The following is a 21,209-nucleotide window of genomic DNA, read 5'->3' as shown; positions in this document are numbered from 1 at the left end:
GCGCCCTAACGGGCCGCGCCGAGTTTCACGACCTCCAGCTTCTTGCCCACCTTCTGGCGGTGCAGCTCCTGGCCGCCAGTGGTGGCGCGGATGATGAGGGTCTGGCCGATGGTGGCTGGCAGCATCACCTCCTCGCCAGATTTCAGCGAGCGCATGAAGCTCTCGCGCTCCGAGCCGACATTGATGCCAAAGACGCGCACCGCGCCGTCGTGGTTGTTGGTGAGGACGATCTCCGCCGGATCACCGAGACTGGGCGGTGGTTTGACGGCGGTGGCCGCCGCAGGCAGCGGTTTCAGCGGCGGCATGCCCGCATTTTCAGGAACGGGCATCGCCCGTGGTGCGGTGGATGACGGCATCGGCGCATTCGCCACCGGACGTTTCGCGGCGAAGGCTGGCTCGATGATTTGGACAGGCTTTGCTGTGCTGACGAGGCGTTTCGGGTCCTTGGCGGCTCCGCAGTCGAATTGAGCGATCAATTCCTCACGGCGCAGCTCCAGCGGCAGGATGCTGTAAGTCGTCAGCGAGTTGCAGCGCCGCACCAGATCGTCGATTTCCGGTGTGGAGAAGGAGGTGGGGTCAAACGGGCCGGTGCGCTGGTTTTCGAGCGTTTCAAACTCACGCGCCAGCACAGCACGCACCTGGAGTTTCGCGTTCAGGCTGGCCTGCGCCGTTCCGGCGCTGCGCTGGAACTGCGCCTGCAGGTTCGCGATGTTCGCGGCCATCACGGCGTCCTGGTTTTGGATGACCGTCATCTGCTGACGGATCTGCTGAATCTCGACCTGATGCTGCTGGATTTCCGCAAAGATGGTGACGGCCTGAGTGGGGTTCTGGGACGCGTTGACCTGATCCTGAGCCATGCAGGCGGTGATCTGCTGCATGCGCGCGTTGAGCGGCTGGATCTGCACCGCGTTCATCTGCTGCTGCTGCATGAATCCGGCCACCTGCACACGGTACTGCTGGTCAAACTGGTTCACCGTGGCCTGAAGCGTCTGGATTTCAGCATCGCACACGGCCACTTCCTTGCTGATCACACCCTGGCGCTCCGCCATGCGGGCGACCTCGGCATTTCGTTTTTCCGTGACCTCGGTGATCAGTTTGTTGCGCGCCGCGTCTTCGGCGGACTTCAGCGTGGCGTGCTCGGTGCTCACATGGTCTCGCGCCTTCGCGCACTCGGCTCTCAGCTCGCCTTTGAGGGCACTGAGCAGCTCGCTCTCCAACAGCACCGCGTCACCGGCGCTGATTTGATCTTTCCACGGTCCTTTGAACAAGCCGAGCGCGATGCCGCACACACGCGCGGTGTTCTGCGCCGCCGGAGTGACAGGCCGCGTGGCGTAATGATTCTGCACCAGCGAGCGCACCTCCCGCAGAGCCTGCGCGGGCTGGTGCATGCAGAGATTCATCCACAGCCGCGCCTCGCAGGCACGATCCCACACGGGGCCGTCCTGTTTTTTGCCAATCGCCGCGGCCAGACTCTGAAGCGCCACGTTGTAATCACCGGCGCTGAGCTGGGCGAGCGCACATGCGTAATTGGCGCTGCAATCTCCGGCGTCCGCCTTCAAGGCCCGCTGGTAGGCAAGTTCGCACGCGGCCTTGGCCTGCGGCGTGCCGCCCCAGCCGTTTGTCAGCATGACGCGCACATAGCCGTGCAGCAGTTCGTTGCAGGGCTGAAGCTCAAAAATGACTTGGTCGTCCTTGTCACACATGACTTTGAGCATCCCGGTGAACGGCTCGCACTCCGGCGCGTCGATGGCGACGGTGTAGTCCCCTTCCCCGATCATCGGCGCGACACACTCGCCTTTCGCATCGGTCACAAAGGGCTGGTTCAGCGGCACCGGCAGGTTCCCCGAGGGCTGGAGAATGAGTTTTGCGTTCGCTACCGGCAGCCGCGCGTCATTGGCCTTGTCCTTGCCGCTGCTGATGAGCTTCACGACGAGCACCGCCAGATCACAGCGGTCTTTTTTGAGCGGCGGTTTCGTGAGGATGAAGTCGTGGACGTATTCGAGCGAGTCCTTCGGCACGGCGAAACCACGCCCCGCGTCCTCCGTCACGAATCCTGCCGCGCTCACGCGATAGGCGTAATCGGCTGAAGCAAGGTTTTTGATCTCGTAGTAGCCGCTGGGCGTGGCCGCCGTCGCACTCGCCACCACGCTGCCGCCTTGGCCAGACAGCAGCTCGATCCGCGCCCCCGGCAGCGGTCCGATAAGCCGCCCGGTTTCATCCTGACCATAAACACGGCCATGCACGGCGGACTGGCCCGTTTGTCCTGCCATGGACGGTGGCGAGCCGGTTTCAGGCCCGCTTTCCAGCATGAGGAGAAAATCATGCACATAGTCGGTGTCGCCCTCCGGCAGCGCGAAGCCGCGCTCGTGATTCTCATCTCGCCAGCCCGGCGCTTTGACCGTGTAGCGATACGGCGCGGCACTCAGGCCGCTGATCGAGTAAAATCCGTCGTTCCCGCTCGTCGTGCTCGCCACCACCGCTCCGCCTGCGTTTTTGAGCTCGATCCTGGCTCCGGCGACGACACCGACACACGCGCCAGTTTCATCCAGGCCATACACGCGGCCATGCACCGCGCCTGTGGCGTGCAGCGAGGCTCCGCCCATCAGCAGGGTGAGAAAAAGAAGGATCGTTTTCATAGCGAGGGATCAGGGATGAGCCGTACCCCAAAGACACCGACGGCGTCCGTGGGATCAGGCGAGGTGATGAGTTTCGTCATGAAAGTGAGCGTGACGAACACACGACCGGTGGCGAGTACTCCATTGAGCGCGGCAAGATTCGCCGGAGTCAAAGGCGCAGGCGGCGTGTAAGCGGCGGCATTCACAGTGCTGAGGCCGTAACCGGCCATGTTGTTCGTGCGGGCGCGGGTGATGCGCAGTGGAATATCGACAAGCGCCATCGGCTGCGTCACACCACCGGCGGTCTTCGCGAGGTTGTACTGCCCGGCATCGGTTTGAACCGTCACGAGCGGCTGGAAAGGACTGGCGGGTGAGATGTTCCCGGCGCGATTGCGCAAAATAGGGCCGACACTGAGTTCCGCACGCGTCAGAGCCACACCAGTCGTCGTCGGATTCGATCCACCGATAAAACCGAGGTGCGCCACGGCACGGAGCGTGTTGAAGGGCGCGGGCGGAACTGCAACAAAACCCTCGAAGCGCACGGTCATCTGCTCACTGCCGCCGCTGGTGGGACGGATGGCGGTGTTGAAGGCCGGTTGCAGCAAACCGCCGACCCCGGCCGTGTTTTCATGCGAAGCAAAGATTTGCCCAAAATGCGCGGGCTGCTCCGCGCTGAGCAGCCAGGCGTTTTGAGCCGCCTGCGGATCAGTCGTGCGCATCGCGGCCCAGCTAAACGGAACCGCAGGCGCGGCAGGCGTGACTTGGAAACTCGGCGCTGGCGCGTTTGATGGCAAACGCGGCGGCAATGTGGGGCCGCGCCACATGCCCACATTGAAGACCGTTGAACCGGTGGGAAACAAGGGCAAAATCGAGCCTGTGGCCGCTGTGATCGGCTGTCCAGCCGCGTTCAACGCCGTGACCACCGGCTGCACATAGAGGTAGGGCAGTTGCGCCGCTGGAATGCCCGCCGCCGAGATCGCCGGCATCACCCGAGTGAGACGCGCGTTTCCACCGGAGAGTGTGATCGGCCCTGCGGGCGTGTTTAGAATCGTCGCCAGCGGCCCGGGCTGCAACGGCGTCGGCAGATGCGGCAGCACACCAAACAAATCCACGCGCCACGCGGCGATCTGCGCGGTGTTGCCCGCCGCCGTCCAGTTCACCGTCACCGCGTCTCCATTGCACACAATCGGCGTCGTCGGGGCGATGCGCACATTGCTGATGAGCGGCGCGGCAGGCGGTGGCAGCGGATTCAACAGATTCGCCAGAGCATTCAGCAGCGGCAGCAGGCCGAGCGAATTTGGAGGTGGCAGCCCAGGGGGCAAACCCGTGGGCGGAATGGTACCCACAGGCGGCGGCGGTCCGATGGGCAAAATCGTGCGCACCGGCGGCAGCAAAGGCGGCGGCGGCAGACTCAAAGGCGGCGTGGGTGTGAGCTTCGGCGGCTCAGGCAACGGCGGCACGCCACCGGCCAGCGCGGGCATGCCTGCCTTCCACAGCGGCACCACATTCGGAGCAGGCGCGTTTGGCACCACCACGCCGCCTGCGTCGAGATGCGCGGCGGGGGCCAGCCACAGATCCCCCAGCACACGTTTATCATCCGGCTTCAGGTCGCTGTCATAGACCACGCTGCCGTCCGCCTCGATGAGCACACGCCCCAGCTTCGCGCGATCCGGCACGGTGTCGGCCTTCGCACCGCTGCCGATGATGCCGATGCCCGGCTGGCTGAGCGAGGCCAGGCTCACCGAGTTCTCCCGCAGGTCAAAACCCGCGATGTCCAGCACCTGCGCGTCCGGCGCATCGCGCAGCGGATCATTCTCGGAGGTCAGCAGGAATTTCTTCGCCCCGGCCTGGAGGTAGAGAGGATTGCGCGTGCCGGGCTGTTTGTCAGCACCGCTCGTCAAAGTGACGCGAAGCTGGCGCACCGCGCCCGGAGCCACCTTGGCCGGAGAACTCTCCACAAACCACGGCGACGCGCCGGAAACGATGCCGTTGAACTCACGCACCTGCGCATGCAGCTCAGCCAGCCGCGTCTTCTCATCGTCCTTGAGCTGCGTCTGGCTTTGCAGCGCCTGATACGCAGGCATGAGCTGCTGCAGCTTCTCACGGCTTTCGATGAGCTTGATCTGCGGGTTCGCGTCCACCGTTCCATTCGCCGCAAACAGCTTCCCGTTCACCTCGATGCGATAACCGGCCAGTATCCACGCGCTGCGTCCCTGCGAGGCAAAACCCACGCGCTGCAAATCGCCGCACTTCACCTCCGCGAGCAATTGCGCGGCGGTGCGCAGCTCGTCGAGGCCAGCGTCCGTGCCTTGGACCGAAAACTCAAACGAGGCCATCTGTCCCGGCTGGATGGAGTTCGTCCCGCGATCCAGAGACGTGGCTTGGGGAAAGGCCGCGAAGGATGGCTGCCTGTCTGTGCCGCCCAGCGGATAAAGCCGCAGCGGAAAGCCCAGCCCCAGATGCACATCCACCGGCTCACTCAGCGCCATGCCGTCCGTGCCGACCCCCAGCGTGATCTTGATCGTCTGCACCGGCTCGTTCGGCGGCAACGTGCCGATTTCCAAAGAGGTGCGCGGCAGGCCTTGGTGTGTCACCGGCGCCTCAGGCTCCTCATCATCCGTGATGGCGGAGGATGGCGATGCAGCCACTGACGCCCCCTTCGACAGCAGCGCAGGATCGACCTTCGTGACATACAACGCCCCCGCGCCGATCACACCGCCCAGCACCAGACCGATCAAGATGTTGCCCCAGCGGGACGGTGGCTTGGCATCAGATGAGGCATCATCAGGGGAACCGTCGCGCATGGCATTAGAAGGCTTGAGTACACAGCATCCACGCAGGGAAGTCCGCGTTGAATCAGGCGGATACTACCGCTCTGCCTCATGAAGCTGCAATCTCAATCTTACGCCAAAATCCCCATCGCCACCTCGCCGCTGACATTCGTGAGGCGAAAATTCCGGCCGCCGTAAGTGAATGTGAGCTTCGTGTGATCGAGACCGAGCAGGTGAAGAATCGTCGCATGCCAGTCGTGGATGTGCATCGGGTTCAACTCGGCTTTGTGGCCCACCTCATCCGTCGAACCGTAGGTTAGCCCGCCTTTCACACCGCCGCCGGCCATCCAGATGGAGTAACCCATGTGATTGTGGTCACGGCCATCGCCGCTCTGCGCATAGGGCGTGCGGCCAAACTCACCGGCCCAGACGACGAGCGTATCCTTGAGCATGCCGCGTGCTTTCAAATCGGTGAGCAGCGCCGCGATGGGCTGGTCCGTGGCCGCGCAATTCGTCGCGAGCAGCTCGCGCAGCCGGTTGTGATGATCCCAGTGACCGGGCGAGGCGATTTCGATGAAGCGCACGCCCGCTTCGGCCATGCGCCGCGCCAGGAGGCACTGCCGCGCAAACTGATCCTTGCCCTGGCCGATGCCGTAGAGCTTCAAGACGTGCTCCGGCTCGCCACGCAGGTCGAGCACATCAGGCACCTCGCTCTGCATGCGAAAGGCGAGTTCAAAGGACTCGATCGCGCCTTCGATCTCAGGATGATGACCATCGCGCTCCATCTTCCGCTCGTTCAGGCCGCGAATGAGCTCGATCTGCGCCCGCTGCATCTCGAAATCCGTGCCTGGCACGATGTTCTTCATCGGCGGCCCTGGGGCCACGTCTTTCTTGAACAACGCCGCATACAGTTCCGGCAACTGGCTGCCGCCGATGCGCGTGCCCTGGCAGATCGCGGGCAAAAACGCGCTGCCGTAGTTCTGCGCGCCTCCATTGTCCGCCGGTGGATTCAGTGTGATGAAGCCCGGCAGATTCTCATTCTCCGTGCCGAGTCCGTACAGCGTCCATGCGCCGATGGAAGGCCGCACGAATTGAAAACTGCCCGTGTGCATCTGCCCGAAAGCCTGCGCATGGTTCGGCAGGTCGGTCTGCATGGAGTTGATGATGCACAGGTCATCCGCGTGCTGCGCCAGCTTCGGATACAGCGTCGTCATCCACTGCCCGGACTTCCCGTACTGTTTCAGCGGATGCACCGGCCCGAACAACTTCGCGCCTGCCGAATCACGGCCCAGGCTGGCCGTCTTACCATCACGTTTGATCAGCTCCGGCTTGTGATCAAACAAGTCCACATGCGACGGCCCGCCGCGCATCGTCAGAAAGATCACCCGCTTCGCCCTGGGCGCAAAATGCGGCTCCTTCGCCGCCAGACCGCCCTTTGCCTGCGCCAGAGCAGCAAAAGCCAGCCAGCCAATTCCTGACGACATCGTCGTCAGCATTTCACGTCGTGAGAATGGAGGTGTGTTCATGATGGTTAATCAACAAAACGAAACTCCGCGCTCGCCAGCAACGACTGGCAAAACGCCGTCAGCAGCTTCGCGTCGTCCACAGAGCCGCCTTTAAAGAATTTTTCCGCCAGCGCGACCTCCTTGACGTCTGGCGCCCGATTGAAGCAAAGCTGAAACGCAAGCTGGAGGCGGTCAGGCGATGAGCGGACGCGTTTTGCCAGCGCCGCCGCCTGCTCCTGAACAAACGGGCCGTTCATGAGGTAGAGCGCTTGCAGCGGCACATTGGTGACATCGCGATCACCGGTGACGAGATTGGGATTCGCCACGTCAAACTGCTCCAGCACATCCGGCAGGTGATCGCGGATCACCGGCAGGTAAATCGAGCGGCGCTTCGATCCGTCGAGGTCGGGCGGCAGTTTCGTATTGAAGCCGATCAATGAAACCGACTGCCCGTCCAGCTCTGCCACGAGCGAGCCCGGTCTGCGCGAGGTATCGAGCACACCTGCGATGGCGAGCATGGAATCGCGAATCACCTCCGCATCGAGACGGCGCTTGTTCGCATGCGAGAGAAGGCGGTTGTCCGGGTCGATGTAAACCGGGTTTTTCAACTCGGATTCAGAACGAGTTGGAAAACTCGTTCTACGATACGTCTTCGACATCACGATCTCCTTGATCAGCGTCTTCACCGACCAGCCGCCGTCCATGAATTTGATCGCGAGATAGTCGAGCAGCTCGGGATGGCTCGGACGTTCGCCGCTGAAGCCGAAGTTATCGACCGTGCGTACGATTCCGGCGCCAATCAGGTGCCGCCAGACACGGTTCGCCATCACACGGGCCGTGAGCGGATGATCACGCGTCGTGAGCCATTGAGCGAATTCCAGGCGCCCGCTTTGCTGCTTCGGCACGCTGTTTTTGACTTCGATCACCGCAGGAAAGCCTCGCGGCACGGTTTTCACCGGATGCGCCAGCTCCCCACGGTCATATAGCGGCGAGTCGCTGATGCGCTTCGCATCCTGCGCTCCCATGCACAGCGGCAGGGCGCGTCCGGTGTCATCCACGGTTTCAAGCTGGCCCTCCACACCTCCACGCGTCCACAGGATGCGGATCGCGTTGGTCAGGATCTTGTTAAATTCACCACTGATGTCGCGCCCCTCCGCTTTTGCTTTGGCGATGTACTCGTTCTGCGCCTTCTCATCGGCGTTGAGCTTCGCCAGATCGGCCTTGAGCTGCCTCACACGCTCCGCAGAAAGCGTTTTGTTCGGAATCATCTGCCCCAGCAACTGCGGCAGGCGGATGAGACGGCCGTGATTATTGTTCTCGGAGTCGATCCAGTTGCCAAAAAAGGTCTCCGTGCTTTTGAAGATGCCCGCCAGCGCATAGTAGTCCTCCATGCTGAACGGCTCCGTCTTGTGATCATGGCAGCGCGCGCAGGCCACCGAGCTGGCCATCACGGCGCGGGTCACGGTGTCGAGCTGCTCATCGGCCACATCCGCGGCAAACTGCGTCTTGCTCATTTCATTCAGCCCCTTGGGACCCAAGGCAAGGAATCCGGTCGCGATGAGCAGTCGGGCTTTTTCGGCATCGCCTTTCGCAGGCAAAAGATCACCCGCAATCTGCTCGGTGATGAAGCGGTCAAACGGCACGTCGGCGTTCACCGCGTCGATGACGTAGTCGCGATAGCGCCACGCGTGCGGGAAGGTCAGGTTTGAATCGCGTCCGTTGGATTCCGCATAGCGCGCCACATCCAGCCAGTGACGGCCCCAGCGCTCGCCAAAGCGCGGACTTTTCAAAAGCTCGTCCACGGTTTGCTCATAGGTCTTATGTGGCGCATCCAAAAACGCCGCCGCCTGCTCCGGGGTCGGCGGCAGGCCGATGAGATCGAAATACAACCGGCGCAGCAACACCATCGACTCCGCCTCGGGCGCTGGAGCCAGCCCGTTCTCCTTCAACTTCGCCTCAATGAAGCCATCAATGCTGCCAGTGACCTTTTGAGGCTTCTGATAGCTCCAAAACTTCCTCCCCGACTCAACATCCACCGGCGGACGCTCCGCCGCCTTCACCGCTGACTCACGCGGATCAGCCGCACCTGCCTTGATCCATGCTTCCATGTCCGCGATGACCGCTTTCGGCAGTTGCGGCTCTTTGGGCGGCATTTCGAGGTCGGGATCGCTGTGCTTGATGGCGGTGAGCAGCAGACTTTGGGCCCCATCACCCGGCACCACAGCGGGGCCAGTGTCCCCACCGGCGCGGATCGCCGCCTTCGTGTCCAGCATCAGCCCACCCTTCGATTTGCCGGACTCAGCGGAGTGGCACTCGTAGCAGTGCTCCACCAGCACTGGACGAATCTTCGACTCAAAGAAGGCCATGCCGTCATCCGCCAAAACGGCACAGGGGCAGGCGCTGGCCAGGAGAATTCGGAAGACAGGCTTCATGGTCGGAAACAGCCGTGGCTGGATTAATCAGCGACTGTACCAGAAAAGCCCGCCCGCTGTCACGCCGGGAGATGGCTTTTCACCACGGCCATGCTGGCGGCGAACTTGCCCATCACCACATCGCGGGCCTTTTCGGCTTTTGCCTTCGATCCGGCGGGATCTTTGGCCATCGCAAGCACGGTGGCGGCCACGTTTTGCAGCTCCTCTTCCTTATCCAAGTCGAAGAGCCACTCGTTCAGGCCGATGTCGCGCCACATGTAGCCCTTGCTCGTTTGTTCCGCCCAGCGGCAGACAATCGCCGGGATGCCGTTGCCGATGCACATGATCGGGCTGTGCATCTCGTGGCCGAACAAGCCGGCGCTGCGGCGGTAGGTGCTGATCGCTTCGTCTGTGAGCCAGTAGTTCTCTCGCCACACCACGCGTGCCTTCACATCGTCTGGCAGCTTATCGTAGAGCATCTCCTTGTTCACCGCCATCTGCGTCTTGTCCTCGGGGCACAGCAGGATTTTCAAATCAGTCTGCTTGATCACCTTCTCAATCGCATCGCGCAGCGGTTTGCAGTCATGCTCCTTCATCGCCTCGTTGCGGGCGTGCTTCGTTTCGTCCTTCGCGGCCTTCTTTTCGGGAATCGTCCAGTAAGGTGTGAAGCGCAGCCGTGGGATGCAGCAGAGAAACTTGCCTTCTTCGAGGCCGTTGGCCTTCAGGAACGCCTCCGCCTTCGCATCGTCCTTCAAATCGACCGCAAAGGCACCGTCGGGGCCGTATTCCATGAGCGGGCAAGTGCAGCCTTTGCTTTTCGCGAGTTCGAGCGACACGGAATCGCGGAAATACACGAACTTCGCGCCATTGAACACGTCGATCGTCGATAAGATGGATTTGTCCGACGACGGCTTCGTCGCTGTGGATCCCTGCGACGAAAATGTGATGCCATACACGCCGTAAGGCTTGCCAGTGGCCTTGCTCCACTTCGCCACATCGTTCTGCGCCACCAGCGACGGTCCGGAGCCATGCAGCAGGAAGTCGCACTCCTCGAAGGCGGTCTTCACCTCCTCGCCGCGAATGATCTTCACCTTCGGAAAACGCGCCTTCAGCATTTCCTCGACGCCGTTGTCCACCTTGCTCGGCCACAGCCGCACCTCGACCTCTGGCAGATGCCTTTCCAACAGCGCCAGCACACCCGGCGTGTGCGCGATGTCGCCGATGTTCACCGTCTGCCACGAAGAGCGCAAAATGAGCCGTTTCGGCTTCTCCGCCGCGATGGCGGAGATGAATGGCAGGGCGGCGGAGGAGCGGATGAAATGGCGGCGGTTCATGGTGGGTTGTTTTAACTCAAGTCACGATAAGCATGCAACTCCTCAAAAAAGACGCTGACGTGCGCATTGCATGCGGCATCATACGGCACTCAAATCATTCCCATGAACATCCGCCACCTCTTCAGCCCGCTCTGCGCTCTCGTCCTCGTCTCCTGCGCCACGCCACCCGATTCGCAAACGAAGCCGATGGGAGAGGACGTGCTGAGCAAGGAGCAGATTCGCGCCGCGAAGACCGGTCCGGTGGATTTCGTGGCGCATGTGAAACCGGTGCTGGAGTGGAAATGCGTGATGTGCCACAACCGCAAGGCACTGCCCGGCCACGCCAGCTTTGAGAGCCGCCGCGAGGCGCTGCGCACCCAGACGCTGGGCGCCTACATCGTGCCCGGTCATCCGGAAACGAGCCTCATGGTGGCCAACACGGCCTCCACCCACAAAAATACCAGCGTCATGCCCGCCGTGGGCGAACGACTGACGAAAGACGAATACTTCATCCTGCGGAAATGGGTCAAGGAAGGCGCGAACTGGCCTTCAGGAGCGGCAGGGACGCTGGAGATCGTTCGTTGATCAGAATTTCCGATGTCAGGCATTCGGAATTCGTCTTGGCCTCACGGACCGATCATGCTCTACATGACGCATGGCTGACACCCGTGCCCTCATTTCGAATCCCGCCGACCTCAAACCGTCCACCGCCTGGAACGAGACGGTCTGGGCTTACACGAGCGAGGAGGAACTCGTCGATCACACCACGAAGGCGCGTCTCTGTGTCGCCACGCTGCTGCCGTTCAAGGATCAAAAGCCCGACTGGGACGGCTTCACCAAGAGCGTGCGCTGGATGCAGCAGTGCGCCACACACTACGGCGTCGAGATGGTCTTCGTGCTCAATGCGGACACCGGTTACATCTTCGATCTCGACAACGACCTCTACGCCGAGGTGCTGAAGCGCTTCCGCGCCGAGTTTCCGACGCAACGTTTCATCGCCGGCGTCACCGCACGCGGCGCGGAGAACGACAGCGCCTTCAAAGCGGAGCGCTACTGGCCGCTGCTCGACATCGCGCAGGAGCATGACAACTGCGAGATGATGATCATGACCAGCAAGCTGCTCAACACGCTGGAGAACGAGCCGCGTCGCGACGCCTACTTCCAAATCGCCGAGCATCTGATCCGTCCAGGCATCGCGCATGCGCTGGAGCCGTCCTTTGTGCCGTGGGCCACGCCGTTTGATCCGTGGCTGTTCCATGAGATCGCCATGCATCCGACCTATGTCGGCGGCAAGGTCAGCACGCTCGACGAACCGCACTTCCATTACTGGGCGGCGATGTGCAAAGGACTGAACCTGCCCTTCTCCCCGCACAGCGGTGACGACTACGGCATCGCCACCGCCATCAAGCTCGGCCTGCCGCTGCTCATCGGCGCGGGCGTCAGCGCCTGCCCGTTCATCTGCGCCGCACGCGACATGTGGCTGATCGACAGCGTGGCCGACAAGCAATTCAAAACCGGCACCGGCCGCTTCGACACGCGCGTGTACAAGCTCTTTGAAGCCTTCCAATCCTTTGAAGACCTCGTCTTCCGCCTCGACGACCGCATGAGCGCCTCGCCTTACAAGCACAGCACGGCCCATGTGCTGCATCAGCTCGGCCTCATCGCCGCGCCGGAAGCGCATCCCGCCTGCAAAGACCTGCGTGGAGCCGACGAAGCCCTGCGCATGGAAGAAGCGATGAGAAGGCCAAAGCGTCTCGCGAAGAAGCTGGGGATTCCGTATTTTGGCGTGTGATTCGTGAAACAGGCTGCCAGCCTGTGATTCGACATTCAGAACAAGCAAGCTGCCTGTTTCACGCACCCTCCAAAATCGCCTCCATCATCCGCAGTGCCTCGCGGTTCGGCTTCACGTCATGGACGCGGACGATGCGGGCACCGTGTTCACGGGCGTGGGCGGTGAGGGCGATGGTGGGCCAATAGCGGTCGTCCATGGCGTCGGAGTGAAGCACTTTGGCGATCATGGATTTGCGCGAGACGCCGATGAGCAACGGACGCAGCGTGGCAAGCTGCGGCAGCTCGCGCATGAGGGCGAGGTTGTGCTCCAGGGTCTTGCCGAAGCCGAATCCGGGGTCGAGCACGACGCGTTCGGGGGCGATGCCTTCGTTTTCGAGCAGGCGCAGGCGGTTTTCAAAGTAGCCGCGTACCTCGGTGACGACATCGTCGTAATGCGGGTTCGCCTGCATGGTCTGCGGGGTGCCGGTCATGTGCATGACGACGAGTCCGGCGTTGGATTCGGCGGCGGCGCGTAGCATGGCGGCATCGCCGCGCAGACCGGTGACGTCGTTGATGATGTCTGCCCCGGCATCGAGGGCGGCACGGGCGACGGCGGCCTTCATGGTGTCGATGGAGATGAGCGCCTTCGTTTGCGAACGCACGGCACGGATCACCGGCAGCACGCGGCGGAGTTCCTCAGCTTCCTCGACGGGTTCGGCACCGGGCCGGGTGGATTCACCACCGATGTCGAGAATGTCCGCGCCTTCAGCGACCAGGGTGAACGCATGCTCGACCGCACGACCGTGATCGTTGAAGCGTCCGCCGTCAGAAAAGCTGTCAGGCGTGACGTTGACAATGCCCATGATGAGGCCGCGATGCGTGAGATCGAGGTCGTGGTTGCCGAAGCGCCAGCGGAGCATGCGGCATGGTGGCGTGAATTTGCATTCGTCCAACGAGAAAACTGGAGATGATGAAAGGTCTGTTCTATGAAGGCCGGATGAAGACCAACCCCGCCACTCTGCTGCTCGTTCTCCTCGCCCTGGGGGGCGCGGCAGCCGTGTTTTTGTCGGGATTAAAGCCGCAAACACCTGCCGTGGTGGAAACCAAGTCTGAAACAGCCCCCCCTGCGCTGCCGACAGCGAGTGTGGTGGATTTGCAGAACCAAATCGCGCTGCTGCAAGGCCAGATCGAGTATCTGCAGGGCCAGAACGACGCGCTGAAGGATGAAAACGCGGAACTGCTGCAAAAGCTGGGCACGCTGGGCATGAAGAACGCGCCGCCGGTGGTGATGAAGGACGACGGCGTGGCCCCGGACTTCGTGGGCATGGGTTTGGAGATGATGAAGATGCGCAAGCTGCAGGCGCTGCCCCTGGTGACGACCTCGGTGAGCCAGGAGGAGGTGGAGATGGCAATCCTGGCGTGGCTGAAACGCCAGCAACCGAATGACGAGGCGAAGAAGCTCACGCGAGGACTCGCAGCGCTGGGCTGGATTCCCGAGGCGATCGATCCGCTGCCGATGCGCGCGGCGCTGCTGGCACGCCAGCTCGGCGGCTGGTATGACGAGGAGACCGAAACGATGTTCACCATCGAGCCTGCAACGGCGTCCGCGCCTTCGGTGGTCTCAAACGAGCCGCTGGCCATCGCCTTCGGCCAGTTGCTGCGCGAATACGGCAGCACGCTGTTTCAGCCACAGCACGGTCCATTGACCACCGACATGCGGCTGGCGCGTGAGTCGCTCATCTCTGGCGACGCGGCGCTGACACGCTTCCTCCATTCGCTGCAAAATCCCGCCTCGGCCCCTAAGGATGATCTGCCCGCCGAAGACCCGGACCATCCGCTGAACCAGGTGCCGCTGCCGGTGTATCTCAAGGAACTGGCCTTGTTTCCCTTCAACCGTGGTTTCGACTTTGCACAGACGCTGCACAGCGCGGGCAATTACGCGCAGCTCAACGCCGCCTACAGCCGCCCGCCGATCAGCACGGCGGAGGTGATCGAACCGGAGGTCTATCTCGATCCCGAACGGTCTGCGCCGCTGGAGATCACGCTGGATGACGTGAAGCTCGGCGGTGCCATGCCGTTCCTCGACGACCGGCTGGGAAAATTTGCCTGCGTGACCGCATTGCGCACCCACAACAACGATGAGGACGCGGCCTTGGGCGCACGCGGCCTCGTGGCAGACCGTCTGCTGGCCTGGGCGGCGGATGGCGGGGCGAAGCGCGACCACGCGGCGTGGCAGACCTTGTTCATGGACAAATCGTCCGCCGACGCGTTTTACAAGGCGATGCTCAACTCGCTCCAGCAGCGCTACGAAACGAAGGGCGAGGCGGAATTCACCGCCCAGGGACGGTTTGTGAGCCTCCTGCAGAATCGCAGCGACGCAGGTGTGGTTTTGATTGATGCGGCGAGTGAACAAGCACGCGCCGCGATGAAGCTTTTGATGAAGTGATGACAGCCAGACATGTTTTCTACACCGGCCGCGTCCAAGGCGTGGGTTTTCGATACAGCACGAAACGGATCGCCTCCGGCTTCGACGTGACAGGGTGGGTCAAAAACCTGCCGGACGGTCGCGTGGAGCTGTTTGCGCAGGCGTTTGAGGCGGATGAAGTGGAGGCCTTCCTGGAAGACATCCAGCAGAGCAGCCTGAGTTCCCACATCAAGGAACGCGAGGTGAAAGCCGCCACCGCAGAGACCAGCTTGCGCGGATTCAGCATCGTGCGTTGATTAGCGCCATGTCCAACACGCCCGCTGTTTCCGTCCAAAATTTGACCAAGGTCTTCAAAGGCACCTTGGTGAAGGGGGCGTTTCGCGCGGTGCATGATTTGTCGCTCGAAGTGAAAGCGGGCGAAGTCTATGGCCTGATCGGGCCGAATGGCTCGGGCAAATCGACAACGATGAAGGTCATCCTGGGCCTGCTAAAGCCGACGCAGGGCCACACGAGCATCTTTGGCGTGCCGAGCACGGAGGTCGCCAGCCGCCACAGTGTGGGATTCCTGCCGGAGAACCCGTATTTCTACAAGCATCTGAACGGACGCGAAACGCTGCACTTCTACGGCAGCCTGTGCGGCATGAGCGGGGCGAAGCTGAAGGATCGAGCCTCTGAAATGCTGACGCTGACTGGCTTGGAAGATGCCGCGAATCGTCGCGTGGGTGGATACTCCAAAGGCATGCTGCAGCGGCTCGGTCTGGCTCAGGCTTTGATTCATGAACCACGGCTGCTGGTGCTGGATGAACCGACGGCAGGCGTTGATCCGGCGGGGTCGCGAAAAATTCGCGACCTGATCATCGAGTTCCGGTCCCGTGGCATCACGATACTGGTGACCTCACACCTGCTGGAGCAAATGCAGGAGGTGTGCGACCGCGTGGGCATCATGGCGCATGGCCGCATGGTACGCGAAGGCCGCTTGGAAGATTTGATCGCGGTAGAGGACCAGACCGAGATGGTACTCGAAAACGCCTCCCCCGCCCTGCTGGCGAAAATTAACGCGCTCGTGCAGGCCGAAGGCGGCGACACGAAGATCCTGCGCAGCGGTCATCCGCGCACGACCTTGGAACGCTTGTTCCTCGAAGCCACCAACGAAACGAAATGAACATGAGCGAAGCCACGACCAGTTCTGTTCCCGCAATGGTGCCCAAGGTGCGTTTCTCGCCCCGCCGCGTTTGGACCATGGCGATGGCGACGGTGACACAGCTCGTGCGGATGAAAATCCTGGCCTTCCTCGTGATTTTTTGCCTACTGGCCGTGGGCGCGGGTTTTGCGTTTTCGGTGATCAATCCCGAGCAGCAGCTTAACCTGCTCAAAAGCGTCACGCTGGGCGCTTTGCAAATTTTCAGCATCGTGATCGGCGTGGTCTCAACCGCGCTATTGATCCCGAAGGACATGGAGGACCGAACGCTCTACACGATCCTGTCGAAGCCGGTGCCGCGTTTTGATTACCTCCTGGGCAAGCTGCTGGGCGTGCTGCTGCTCATCGGCGGCGGCTTGATCGTGATGGACGCGGTGCTGAGCCTGATCTTGTGGCTGCGGCAGTCGATGCTGCTTGAGGGCGCCGTGGCGCGCATGCACCTGGAGAAAATGGACACGCCCGAGGCAGTAGCCCAGGTGAGTGAAATCGTGGCGCGGCAGGGACTGACGTGGAATCTGCACTGGGCCGTGTGGGCGATTTTCCTGAAGGCCACGGTGGTAACGACGGTGGCGCTGCTGCTCTCCAGCATCGCCAGCTCGACGTTGTTCACCATCGTCATCACGCTGTGCATCACGATCATCGGCCATGGCGAGGGCTTGATCCGCGAGTTCTTCTTCCAACCGCATCTCTCCGGCTGGGCTGGACGTGCGGCGACGCTGCTGCTGGCGGCGATTTGCCCGGATCTGGCTCAGTTCGACATCGTGGACAGCGTGGTGAACGGCGAGATCGTGCCCTGGGCGGCGGTCTATGACATGACGGGCATCGCGGCGCTGTATATGACGGTTTACCTGTTCGTCACGCATCTCTTGTTCGTGGAGAAGGAGCTATGAAACGCGAATTTCAGGCCATCGCGGTGCTGCTGGTCTTCGGTGTGGCGAAGCTGCCGCTGGAGCAGAAGATCACCCAGGATCTGCGGCAGCAGAAGATGCTAGAGGAACCGATCCGTCTCGGTGTGGGAGAGAATCTGGGGCAGGCAGGCATCGCGGCATCACTCGGCGGTCTGCGCGGGCTGGCGGCCTGCATGTTTCAACTGCGGGCGCATGTGGAGTTCACGCATGTGAACTGGGCCAAGGTGGACAGCCTCTACAAGCTGGTGACACGGCTGCAGCCACGCAATTTCCGCTACTGGGAGGAGGCGTCCTGGCACATGGCCTACAACGCGGCGTCCTACTATCTCTACAGCGAGGATCTGAAACCCGCGCTGCGCGGACAGTTTTACCACGATCATGTGATGCGCGGTGTGGCCATCCTGGAGGAAGGGCTGCGTTTTCTGCCAGATCATCCGCGCCTGTGGGAGAAGCTGGCTGAGATTCACCTGCGCCGGACCTATGACTTCAAAAAAGCCGGGGACGCCTACTGGAACTCATTCCAGCACGGCGGGCTGAATTACACCGAACGCTTCGCGGCCTACGCCTACGCGCAGTCGAACGATCCTGAGTCCTGGAGTAAGGGTTACGCCGTTTTAAAGCGACTCCACGATGCCAACAAGTCCACGCCGGGCCTGATCGAGCATCTGAAGCTGCTGGAGCAGAATTTGCACATCCCGGCGGAGCAGCGCATCCCGGACGCAGCCCCCCTGCGCCGAGGATCAGGAGCGCAAACAGGGCCGCAAAGGTGACAAGGATGTCAGGTTGGGGCGAATTGACTTCCGGCACTTCCGGGTGAAATTTCACATAAACCCAGCCAATGCCGAGCAAAATAGACATCCCTCGCAAGTCGATCTACCGCCTGTCGATCTACCAGCGCTGCCTGCAACGGCTGCGTGAAAACCAGGTGGACACCGTGTCCTCCGCCGCGCTGGCGAAAGCTGCTGGCGTGAAATCCACTCAGTTACGCAAGGATCTGGCCTACTTCGGCCAGTTGGGCACTCGCGGACTCGGCTACAACGTGGACGCGCTGAGTTCGACCATCGGCGATGTGCTGGGGCAGAACAAACTGCAGCCGGTGATCCTCGTCGGCGTCGGTAACCTGGGTTCCGCGCTCCTGCGCTACGGCGGATTCCGCAAGGAGGGCTTCGAGGTCGCTGCCGCGTTCGATTTGAGCCCGCGCAAGATCCCGCAGGTGAACGTGCCCGTGCTGGCGATGGCGGAGATGGAACAGTTCATCCGGCGCAACAACGTCAAGATGGCGATCCTCACGGTGCCAGCAAGCAACGCGCAATCCGTGGTGAATGATCTGGTGAAGCATGGCATCCAGGCCATTCTCAACTTCTCCCCCACCGTCCTCGACGTGCCGGAGCACGTCGTGGTGAACAGCGTGGATCTGGCCGTGGAGCTGGAGAATCTGAGCTACTTCATCCGCTAAAGATTACTTCCGCACTGTCTTTGGCGGCAGTTCACGAATGAATGACCAGGGGACTTCGGCCACCTCGCCCGTGTCATACGTCACGATGAAATGGCTGCGAAGTTCCTCGTCCACCTCCACCTGCACCGGAACCGCCTTGGTGGAAATTTCATTGGCTTTGCGGATCGTCGAGTGCGGCTCCAAAAAACAAAGACCGTCCTCGAACTCGACATCAAAGGCATCCTCCCAGCCAAGATAGCGGGCATGCTTGACGCGGGAGAAGGTTCCCTTGCCGAATGGCTTTTTAAGTTGAACGGCGATTTTCATAGTCGGCCCTGCTTTTTAAGTTCTGCGACCAGCTTTAGCAGCTTTTTATCGGGATTCCAGCCTTCATGCCCGGTCAGCGTGTTTAGATTCAATCGTCCCATGAAGCCACCCTTGGCATCATAGACATGCACATGCCGTGGATCGTGGTCGCCGATGAACCACTCGATCACATAGCCATGCCGACGGATGCGTCCCATGATTGGAGGAAATTAATAACTCCGCGCAAAGACCACGCGACGGCTGCTTGGCTTGCCGGTGAGGAAGCACTTTCCTTCCTCGGCAAACTGATCGCCATGCGGGATGCAGCGGATGGTCACCTTGAGATCTTTGCTCAAAGCGTCCTCGTCATCGCTGCTTCCGGCCCAGTGCATGAGGGCAAAGCCGCCTTCGGAGTTCTCAGCAAAGTAGGCTTTGAACTCTTCGAGTGTTTCGAGCTTCTTCATGTTCGCGTCACGCAAGGCCGTGGCACGGGCGAGCAGCGCGTCCTGGATTTCTCCCAGGCGCTCCTGCACCGACTGGATGAACTCCTCCTTCGGCACAAACTCCTTCGCCTTGGGCCCCAGATCGCGACGGCACACGGCCACGCTGCGGCTGGTGATGTCACGCGGCCCCATTTCAAGGCGCATTGGCACGCCCTTCTTGATCCACTCCCAGTTTTTCGCGCCGCCTTGCAGGTCGCGCTTGTCCACATGCACGCGCAGCGGTTCGCCGCCGTAGGTTTGCGAGCGCAGTGTCTGAGCCAGCGCTTCGCAGGCATCAATGACCTCCTGACGCGTCTCAGGCTTCGGTGTGACCGGTAAAATGACGATCTGGTTCGGTGCGACGCGTGGTGGGATGATGACACCGTCGTCATCGCCATGCGCCATGATCACGGTGCCGATGAGACGCGTGCTGACACCCCAGCTCGTGGTGTGGGCAAGCTGCCGCGTGTTGTCACGGCCCAGGAACTGGATGTTCGCGGCCTTAGCGAAGTTTTGGCCGAGGTAATGCGACGTTCCGGCCTGGATGGCTTTTTTGTCCTGCACCATCGCCTCGACGGTGAAAGTCTGCACGGCACCGGGGAAGCGCTCGCGCTCGGTTTTCTCACCAGGGATCACCGGGATGGCCAAATGATCGCGCAGGAAGTCCTCATACACCTTGTGCATGGTGCGCGTCTCCTCGATGGCCTCCTCGGCCGTTTCGTGCGCGGTGTGGCCTTCCTGCCAGAGGAACTCGGCGGTGCGCAGGAACAGGCGTGGCCGCATCTCCCAGCGCATGACATTGCACCATTGGTTGATGAGCAGCGGCAGATCGCGGTAGCTTTCCACCCAGCGGGCAAACGCGGCACCGATGATCGTCTCCGAGGTCGGACGAATCACAAACGGCTCGGCCAGTTCGCCAGTAGGGATCATCTTCGTCGTGCCATCCGGCTGCTTCTGCGCTTCCAGGCGATGATGCGTGACCACGGCGCACTCGGTGGCAAAGCCCTCGGCATGCTGCGCTTCTTTTTCAAGGTAGCTCAGCGGAATGAGCAGCGGGAAGTAGGCGTTCACATGCCCGGTGGCCTTGAACTTCGCATCGAGCTGGCGCTGGATGTTTTCCCACAGGCCGTAGCCCCACGGCTTGATCACCATGCAGCCGCGCACCTCGGAGTTCTCCGCCATGTCGGCGGCACGAACGACCTGCTGGTACCATTCGGGGAAATCTTTTTCGCGTGTGGGGGTGATGGCGGTGGCGTTGCTCATGGGGTGCGCAGGATAGAAGCAAACAGCGGGTGGTCAAATGGGGCGGTGAACTGCTTCGGCGAAACAAAATTTCCGCATTGCCCTGCAAGACTCGCCCCGCATAGACTGACTATCTCGAACTTATGCGCTCCCTTCTCTGCCTCGCCCTCGCTGCGTCCACTGCCTTTGCAGCGGACACCCACAAACTCACCCGCGTTTACGAAAAGCTTGCCACCGAACGGCCCATCGCCGTGGTGATCCCGGATGACGGCAGCGGGCGTGAGTTTTTGGCCCTCCAGCGCGGCAAGATTCTTATCTTGCCAAAAGACGAGCAGGCCGCCGAAGCCAAAACCTTCCTCGATCTTTCCCCCCGTGGCATGGAGGCCAAGGACGGCCTGTTTGAAGAAGGTCTCAACGGCCTCGCCTTCCATCCGAAGTTCAAGGACAACGGCCTCTTCTACCTCTGCTACACGATGCAGAAGCCGAAACGCCTCGTCATCACTGAGATGAAGGCTGAAGGCGACAAGGCGGACGAAAAATCCGAGCGTACCCTGCTCGAAGTGCCGCTCATCAACTGGAACCACCACGGCGGCAACATTCTCTTTGGCCCCGACGGCTTCCTCTACATCGGCGTTGGTGACAATTCGAAGCGCAACGGCGAACTCAAGATGTCCCAGCTCAACGCCACGCTCTACGGTAAAATCCTCCGCATCGACGTCAACAGCCGCGAGTACAGCAACGCCTACGGCATCCCCGCCGACAATCCGTATGCCAGTGGTGTCAATGCGCTGCCGCAGATCTACGCAAACGGCATCCGCAATCCCTGGG

Annotated in this window: 18 protein-coding genes; 9 read left to right on the top strand and 9 right to left on the bottom strand. The window is 61.5% G+C overall.

The window, feature by feature from the left end:
• Positions 1 to 5: 5 nt before the first annotated feature.
• The 5 genes from ACILSI_RS21260 to ACILSI_RS21240 form a co-directional block, all read right to left on the bottom strand.
• Positions 6 to 2,636 (bottom strand): carboxypeptidase regulatory-like domain-containing protein, encoded by a 2,631-nt coding sequence (locus tag ACILSI_RS21260; protein ID WP_395723928.1) that lies wholly within the window; start codon positions 2,634 to 2,636, stop codon positions 6 to 8.
• Entirely contained in the window at positions 2,633 to 5,419 is a 2,787-nt protein-coding gene (locus ACILSI_RS21255) for a hypothetical protein (RefSeq protein WP_395723927.1), read from the bottom strand. The genes ACILSI_RS21260 and ACILSI_RS21255 overlap by 4 nt, the downstream gene beginning before the upstream one ends.
• Positions 5,420 to 5,517: 98 nt before the next feature.
• Entirely contained in the window at positions 5,518 to 6,912 is a 1,395-nt protein-coding gene (locus ACILSI_RS21250; RefSeq protein ID WP_395723926.1) for a DUF1501 domain-containing protein, read from the bottom strand.
• A 5-nt stretch (positions 6,913 to 6,917) separates the two neighbouring features.
• Positions 6,918 to 9,323, bottom strand: a complete 2,406-nt coding sequence (locus ACILSI_RS21245) for a PSD1 and planctomycete cytochrome C domain-containing protein (protein ID WP_395723925.1) — start codon at positions 9,321 to 9,323, stop codon at positions 6,918 to 6,920.
• Positions 9,324 to 9,382: 59 nt separating this feature from the next.
• Positions 9,383 to 10,636: a polysaccharide pyruvyl transferase family protein gene (locus ACILSI_RS21240; RefSeq protein ID WP_395723924.1), complete on the bottom strand. Its 1,254-nt coding sequence runs from the start codon at positions 10,634 to 10,636 to the stop codon at positions 9,383 to 9,385.
• 102 nt (positions 10,637 to 10,738) lie between these two features.
• Here ACILSI_RS21240 and ACILSI_RS21235 point away from each other — a divergent pair, with 102 nt between their 5' ends.
• A complete protein-coding gene (locus ACILSI_RS21235; RefSeq protein WP_395723923.1) occupies positions 10,739 to 11,200 on the top strand; it encodes a c-type cytochrome domain-containing protein in 462 nt (153 codons plus the stop codon).
• 70 nt (positions 11,201 to 11,270) lie between these two features.
• The gene (locus tag ACILSI_RS21230; protein WP_395723922.1) at positions 11,271 to 12,407 is read left to right on the top strand and encodes a hypothetical protein; all 1,137 of its coding nucleotides are present in this window, start codon (positions 11,271 to 11,273) and stop codon (positions 12,405 to 12,407) included.
• Positions 12,408 to 12,465: 58 nt separating this feature from the next.
• Here the strand turns inward: ACILSI_RS21230 and folP are convergent, their stop codons facing one another.
• Complete coding sequence (gene folP / locus ACILSI_RS21225; protein ID WP_395723921.1) at positions 12,466 to 13,305, bottom strand: dihydropteroate synthase; 840 nt, start codon at positions 13,303 to 13,305, stop codon at positions 12,466 to 12,468.
• Between the two features lie 47 nt (positions 13,306 to 13,352).
• Between folP and ACILSI_RS21220 the strand changes: the two genes are divergently transcribed.
• The 6 genes from ACILSI_RS21220 (at position 13,353) to ACILSI_RS21195 (ending at position 18,372) form a co-directional block, all read left to right on the top strand.
• Positions 13,353 to 14,831: a hypothetical protein gene (locus tag ACILSI_RS21220; RefSeq protein WP_395723920.1), complete on the top strand. Its 1,479-nt coding sequence runs from the start codon at positions 13,353 to 13,355 to the stop codon at positions 14,829 to 14,831.
• On the top strand, positions 14,831 to 15,106 hold the full coding sequence (locus ACILSI_RS21215) for an acylphosphatase (protein WP_395723919.1): 276 nt from the start codon (positions 14,831 to 14,833) through the stop codon (positions 15,104 to 15,106). The genes ACILSI_RS21220 and ACILSI_RS21215 overlap by 1 nt, the downstream gene beginning before the upstream one ends.
• A gap of 8 nt (positions 15,107 to 15,114) precedes the next feature.
• Entirely contained in the window at positions 15,115 to 15,972 is an 858-nt protein-coding gene (locus ACILSI_RS21210) for an ABC transporter ATP-binding protein (RefSeq protein WP_395723918.1), read from the top strand.
• A 2-nt stretch (positions 15,973 to 15,974) separates the two neighbouring features.
• Complete coding sequence (locus ACILSI_RS21205; RefSeq protein ID WP_395723917.1) at positions 15,975 to 16,898, top strand: hypothetical protein; 924 nt, start codon at positions 15,975 to 15,977, stop codon at positions 16,896 to 16,898.
• Complete coding sequence (locus ACILSI_RS21200) at positions 16,895 to 17,686, top strand: hypothetical protein (protein WP_395723916.1); 792 nt, start codon at positions 16,895 to 16,897, stop codon at positions 17,684 to 17,686. Before ACILSI_RS21205 ends, ACILSI_RS21200 begins: the two co-directional genes overlap by 4 nt.
• A 68-nt stretch (positions 17,687 to 17,754) precedes the next feature.
• Positions 17,755 to 18,372 carry a redox-sensing transcriptional repressor Rex gene (locus ACILSI_RS21195; protein WP_395723915.1) on the top strand — a complete coding sequence of 206 codons (618 nt, stop codon included), beginning with the start codon at positions 17,755 to 17,757 and terminating at the stop codon, positions 18,370 to 18,372.
• 3 nt (positions 18,373 to 18,375) lie between these two features.
• On the opposite strand, the gene ACILSI_RS21190 is transcribed toward ACILSI_RS21195, so the two are convergent.
• Genes ACILSI_RS21190 through proS form a run of 3 tightly spaced genes read right to left on the bottom strand, consistent with a single transcriptional unit; the run spans position 18,376 to position 20,402 of the window.
• Entirely contained in the window at positions 18,376 to 18,678 is a 303-nt protein-coding gene (locus tag ACILSI_RS21190; RefSeq protein ID WP_395723914.1) for a hypothetical protein, read from the bottom strand.
• Positions 18,675 to 18,875 (bottom strand): hypothetical protein, encoded by a 201-nt coding sequence (locus ACILSI_RS21185; RefSeq protein ID WP_395723913.1) that lies wholly within the window; start codon positions 18,873 to 18,875, stop codon positions 18,675 to 18,677. The genes ACILSI_RS21190 and ACILSI_RS21185 overlap by 4 nt, the downstream gene beginning before the upstream one ends.
• A gap of 12 nt (positions 18,876 to 18,887) precedes the next feature.
• A complete protein-coding gene (proS, locus tag ACILSI_RS21180) occupies positions 18,888 to 20,402 on the bottom strand; it encodes a proline--tRNA ligase (RefSeq protein ID WP_395723912.1) in 1,515 nt (504 codons plus the stop codon).
• A 122-nt stretch (positions 20,403 to 20,524) separates the two neighbouring features.
• On the opposite strand from proS, the gene ACILSI_RS21175 reads away from it, so the two are divergent.
• Positions 20,525 to 21,209, top strand: a 685-nt coding sequence (locus ACILSI_RS21175) for a PQQ-dependent sugar dehydrogenase (protein ID WP_395723911.1), incomplete at its 3' end; no start/stop codon positions are given.

It is taken from the genome of Prosthecobacter sp. (assembly GCF_044232965.1).
In the GTDB taxonomy this organism is placed as follows: domain Bacteria; phylum Verrucomicrobiota; class Verrucomicrobiia; order Verrucomicrobiales; family Verrucomicrobiaceae; genus Prosthecobacter.
The sequence above is the reverse complement of the archived record's forward strand: the minus strand, read 5'-3'. Positions and strand labels throughout refer to the sequence as shown.

Excerpts from the sequence above, each read along its gene's own strand:
- ACILSI_RS21195 (WP_395723915.1), top strand. The coding sequence starts at position 17,755 with ATGCCGAGCAAAATAGACATCCCTCGCAAGTCGATCTACCGCCTGTCG.
- ACILSI_RS21250 (WP_395723926.1), bottom strand. The coding sequence starts at position 6,912 with ATGAACACACCTCCATTCTCACGACGTGAAATGCTGACGACGATGTCG.
- ACILSI_RS21200 (WP_395723916.1), top strand. The coding sequence starts at position 16,895 with ATGAAACGCGAATTTCAGGCCATCGCGGTGCTGCTGGTCTTCGGTGTG.
- ACILSI_RS21235 (WP_395723923.1), top strand. The coding sequence starts at position 10,739 with ATGAACATCCGCCACCTCTTCAGCCCGCTCTGCGCTCTCGTCCTCGTC.
- ACILSI_RS21185 (WP_395723913.1), bottom strand. The coding sequence starts at position 18,875 with ATGGGACGCATCCGTCGGCATGGCTATGTGATCGAGTGGTTCATCGGC.
- proS (WP_395723912.1), bottom strand. The coding sequence starts at position 20,402 with ATGAGCAACGCCACCGCCATCACCCCCACACGCGAAAAAGATTTCCCC.
- ACILSI_RS21245 (WP_395723925.1), bottom strand. The coding sequence starts at position 9,323 with ATGAAGCCTGTCTTCCGAATTCTCCTGGCCAGCGCCTGCCCCTGTGCC.
- ACILSI_RS21230 (WP_395723922.1), top strand. The coding sequence starts at position 11,271 with ATGGCTGACACCCGTGCCCTCATTTCGAATCCCGCCGACCTCAAACCG.
- ACILSI_RS21215 (WP_395723919.1), top strand. The coding sequence starts at position 14,831 with ATGACAGCCAGACATGTTTTCTACACCGGCCGCGTCCAAGGCGTGGGT.
- ACILSI_RS21255 (WP_395723927.1), bottom strand. The coding sequence starts at position 5,419 with ATGCGCGACGGTTCCCCTGATGATGCCTCATCTGATGCCAAGCCACCG.
- ACILSI_RS21240 (WP_395723924.1), bottom strand. The coding sequence starts at position 10,636 with ATGAACCGCCGCCATTTCATCCGCTCCTCCGCCGCCCTGCCATTCATC.
- ACILSI_RS21190 (WP_395723914.1), bottom strand. The coding sequence starts at position 18,678 with ATGAAAATCGCCGTTCAACTTAAAAAGCCATTCGGCAAGGGAACCTTC.
- ACILSI_RS21210 (WP_395723918.1), top strand. The coding sequence starts at position 15,115 with ATGTCCAACACGCCCGCTGTTTCCGTCCAAAATTTGACCAAGGTCTTC.
- ACILSI_RS21260 (WP_395723928.1), bottom strand. The coding sequence starts at position 2,636 with ATGAAAACGATCCTTCTTTTTCTCACCCTGCTGATGGGCGGAGCCTCG.
- folP (WP_395723921.1), bottom strand. The coding sequence starts at position 13,305 with ATGCTCCGCTGGCGCTTCGGCAACCACGACCTCGATCTCACGCATCGC.
- ACILSI_RS21220 (WP_395723920.1), top strand. The coding sequence starts at position 13,353 with ATGATGAAAGGTCTGTTCTATGAAGGCCGGATGAAGACCAACCCCGCC.
- ACILSI_RS21205 (WP_395723917.1), top strand. The coding sequence starts at position 15,975 with ATGAGCGAAGCCACGACCAGTTCTGTTCCCGCAATGGTGCCCAAGGTG.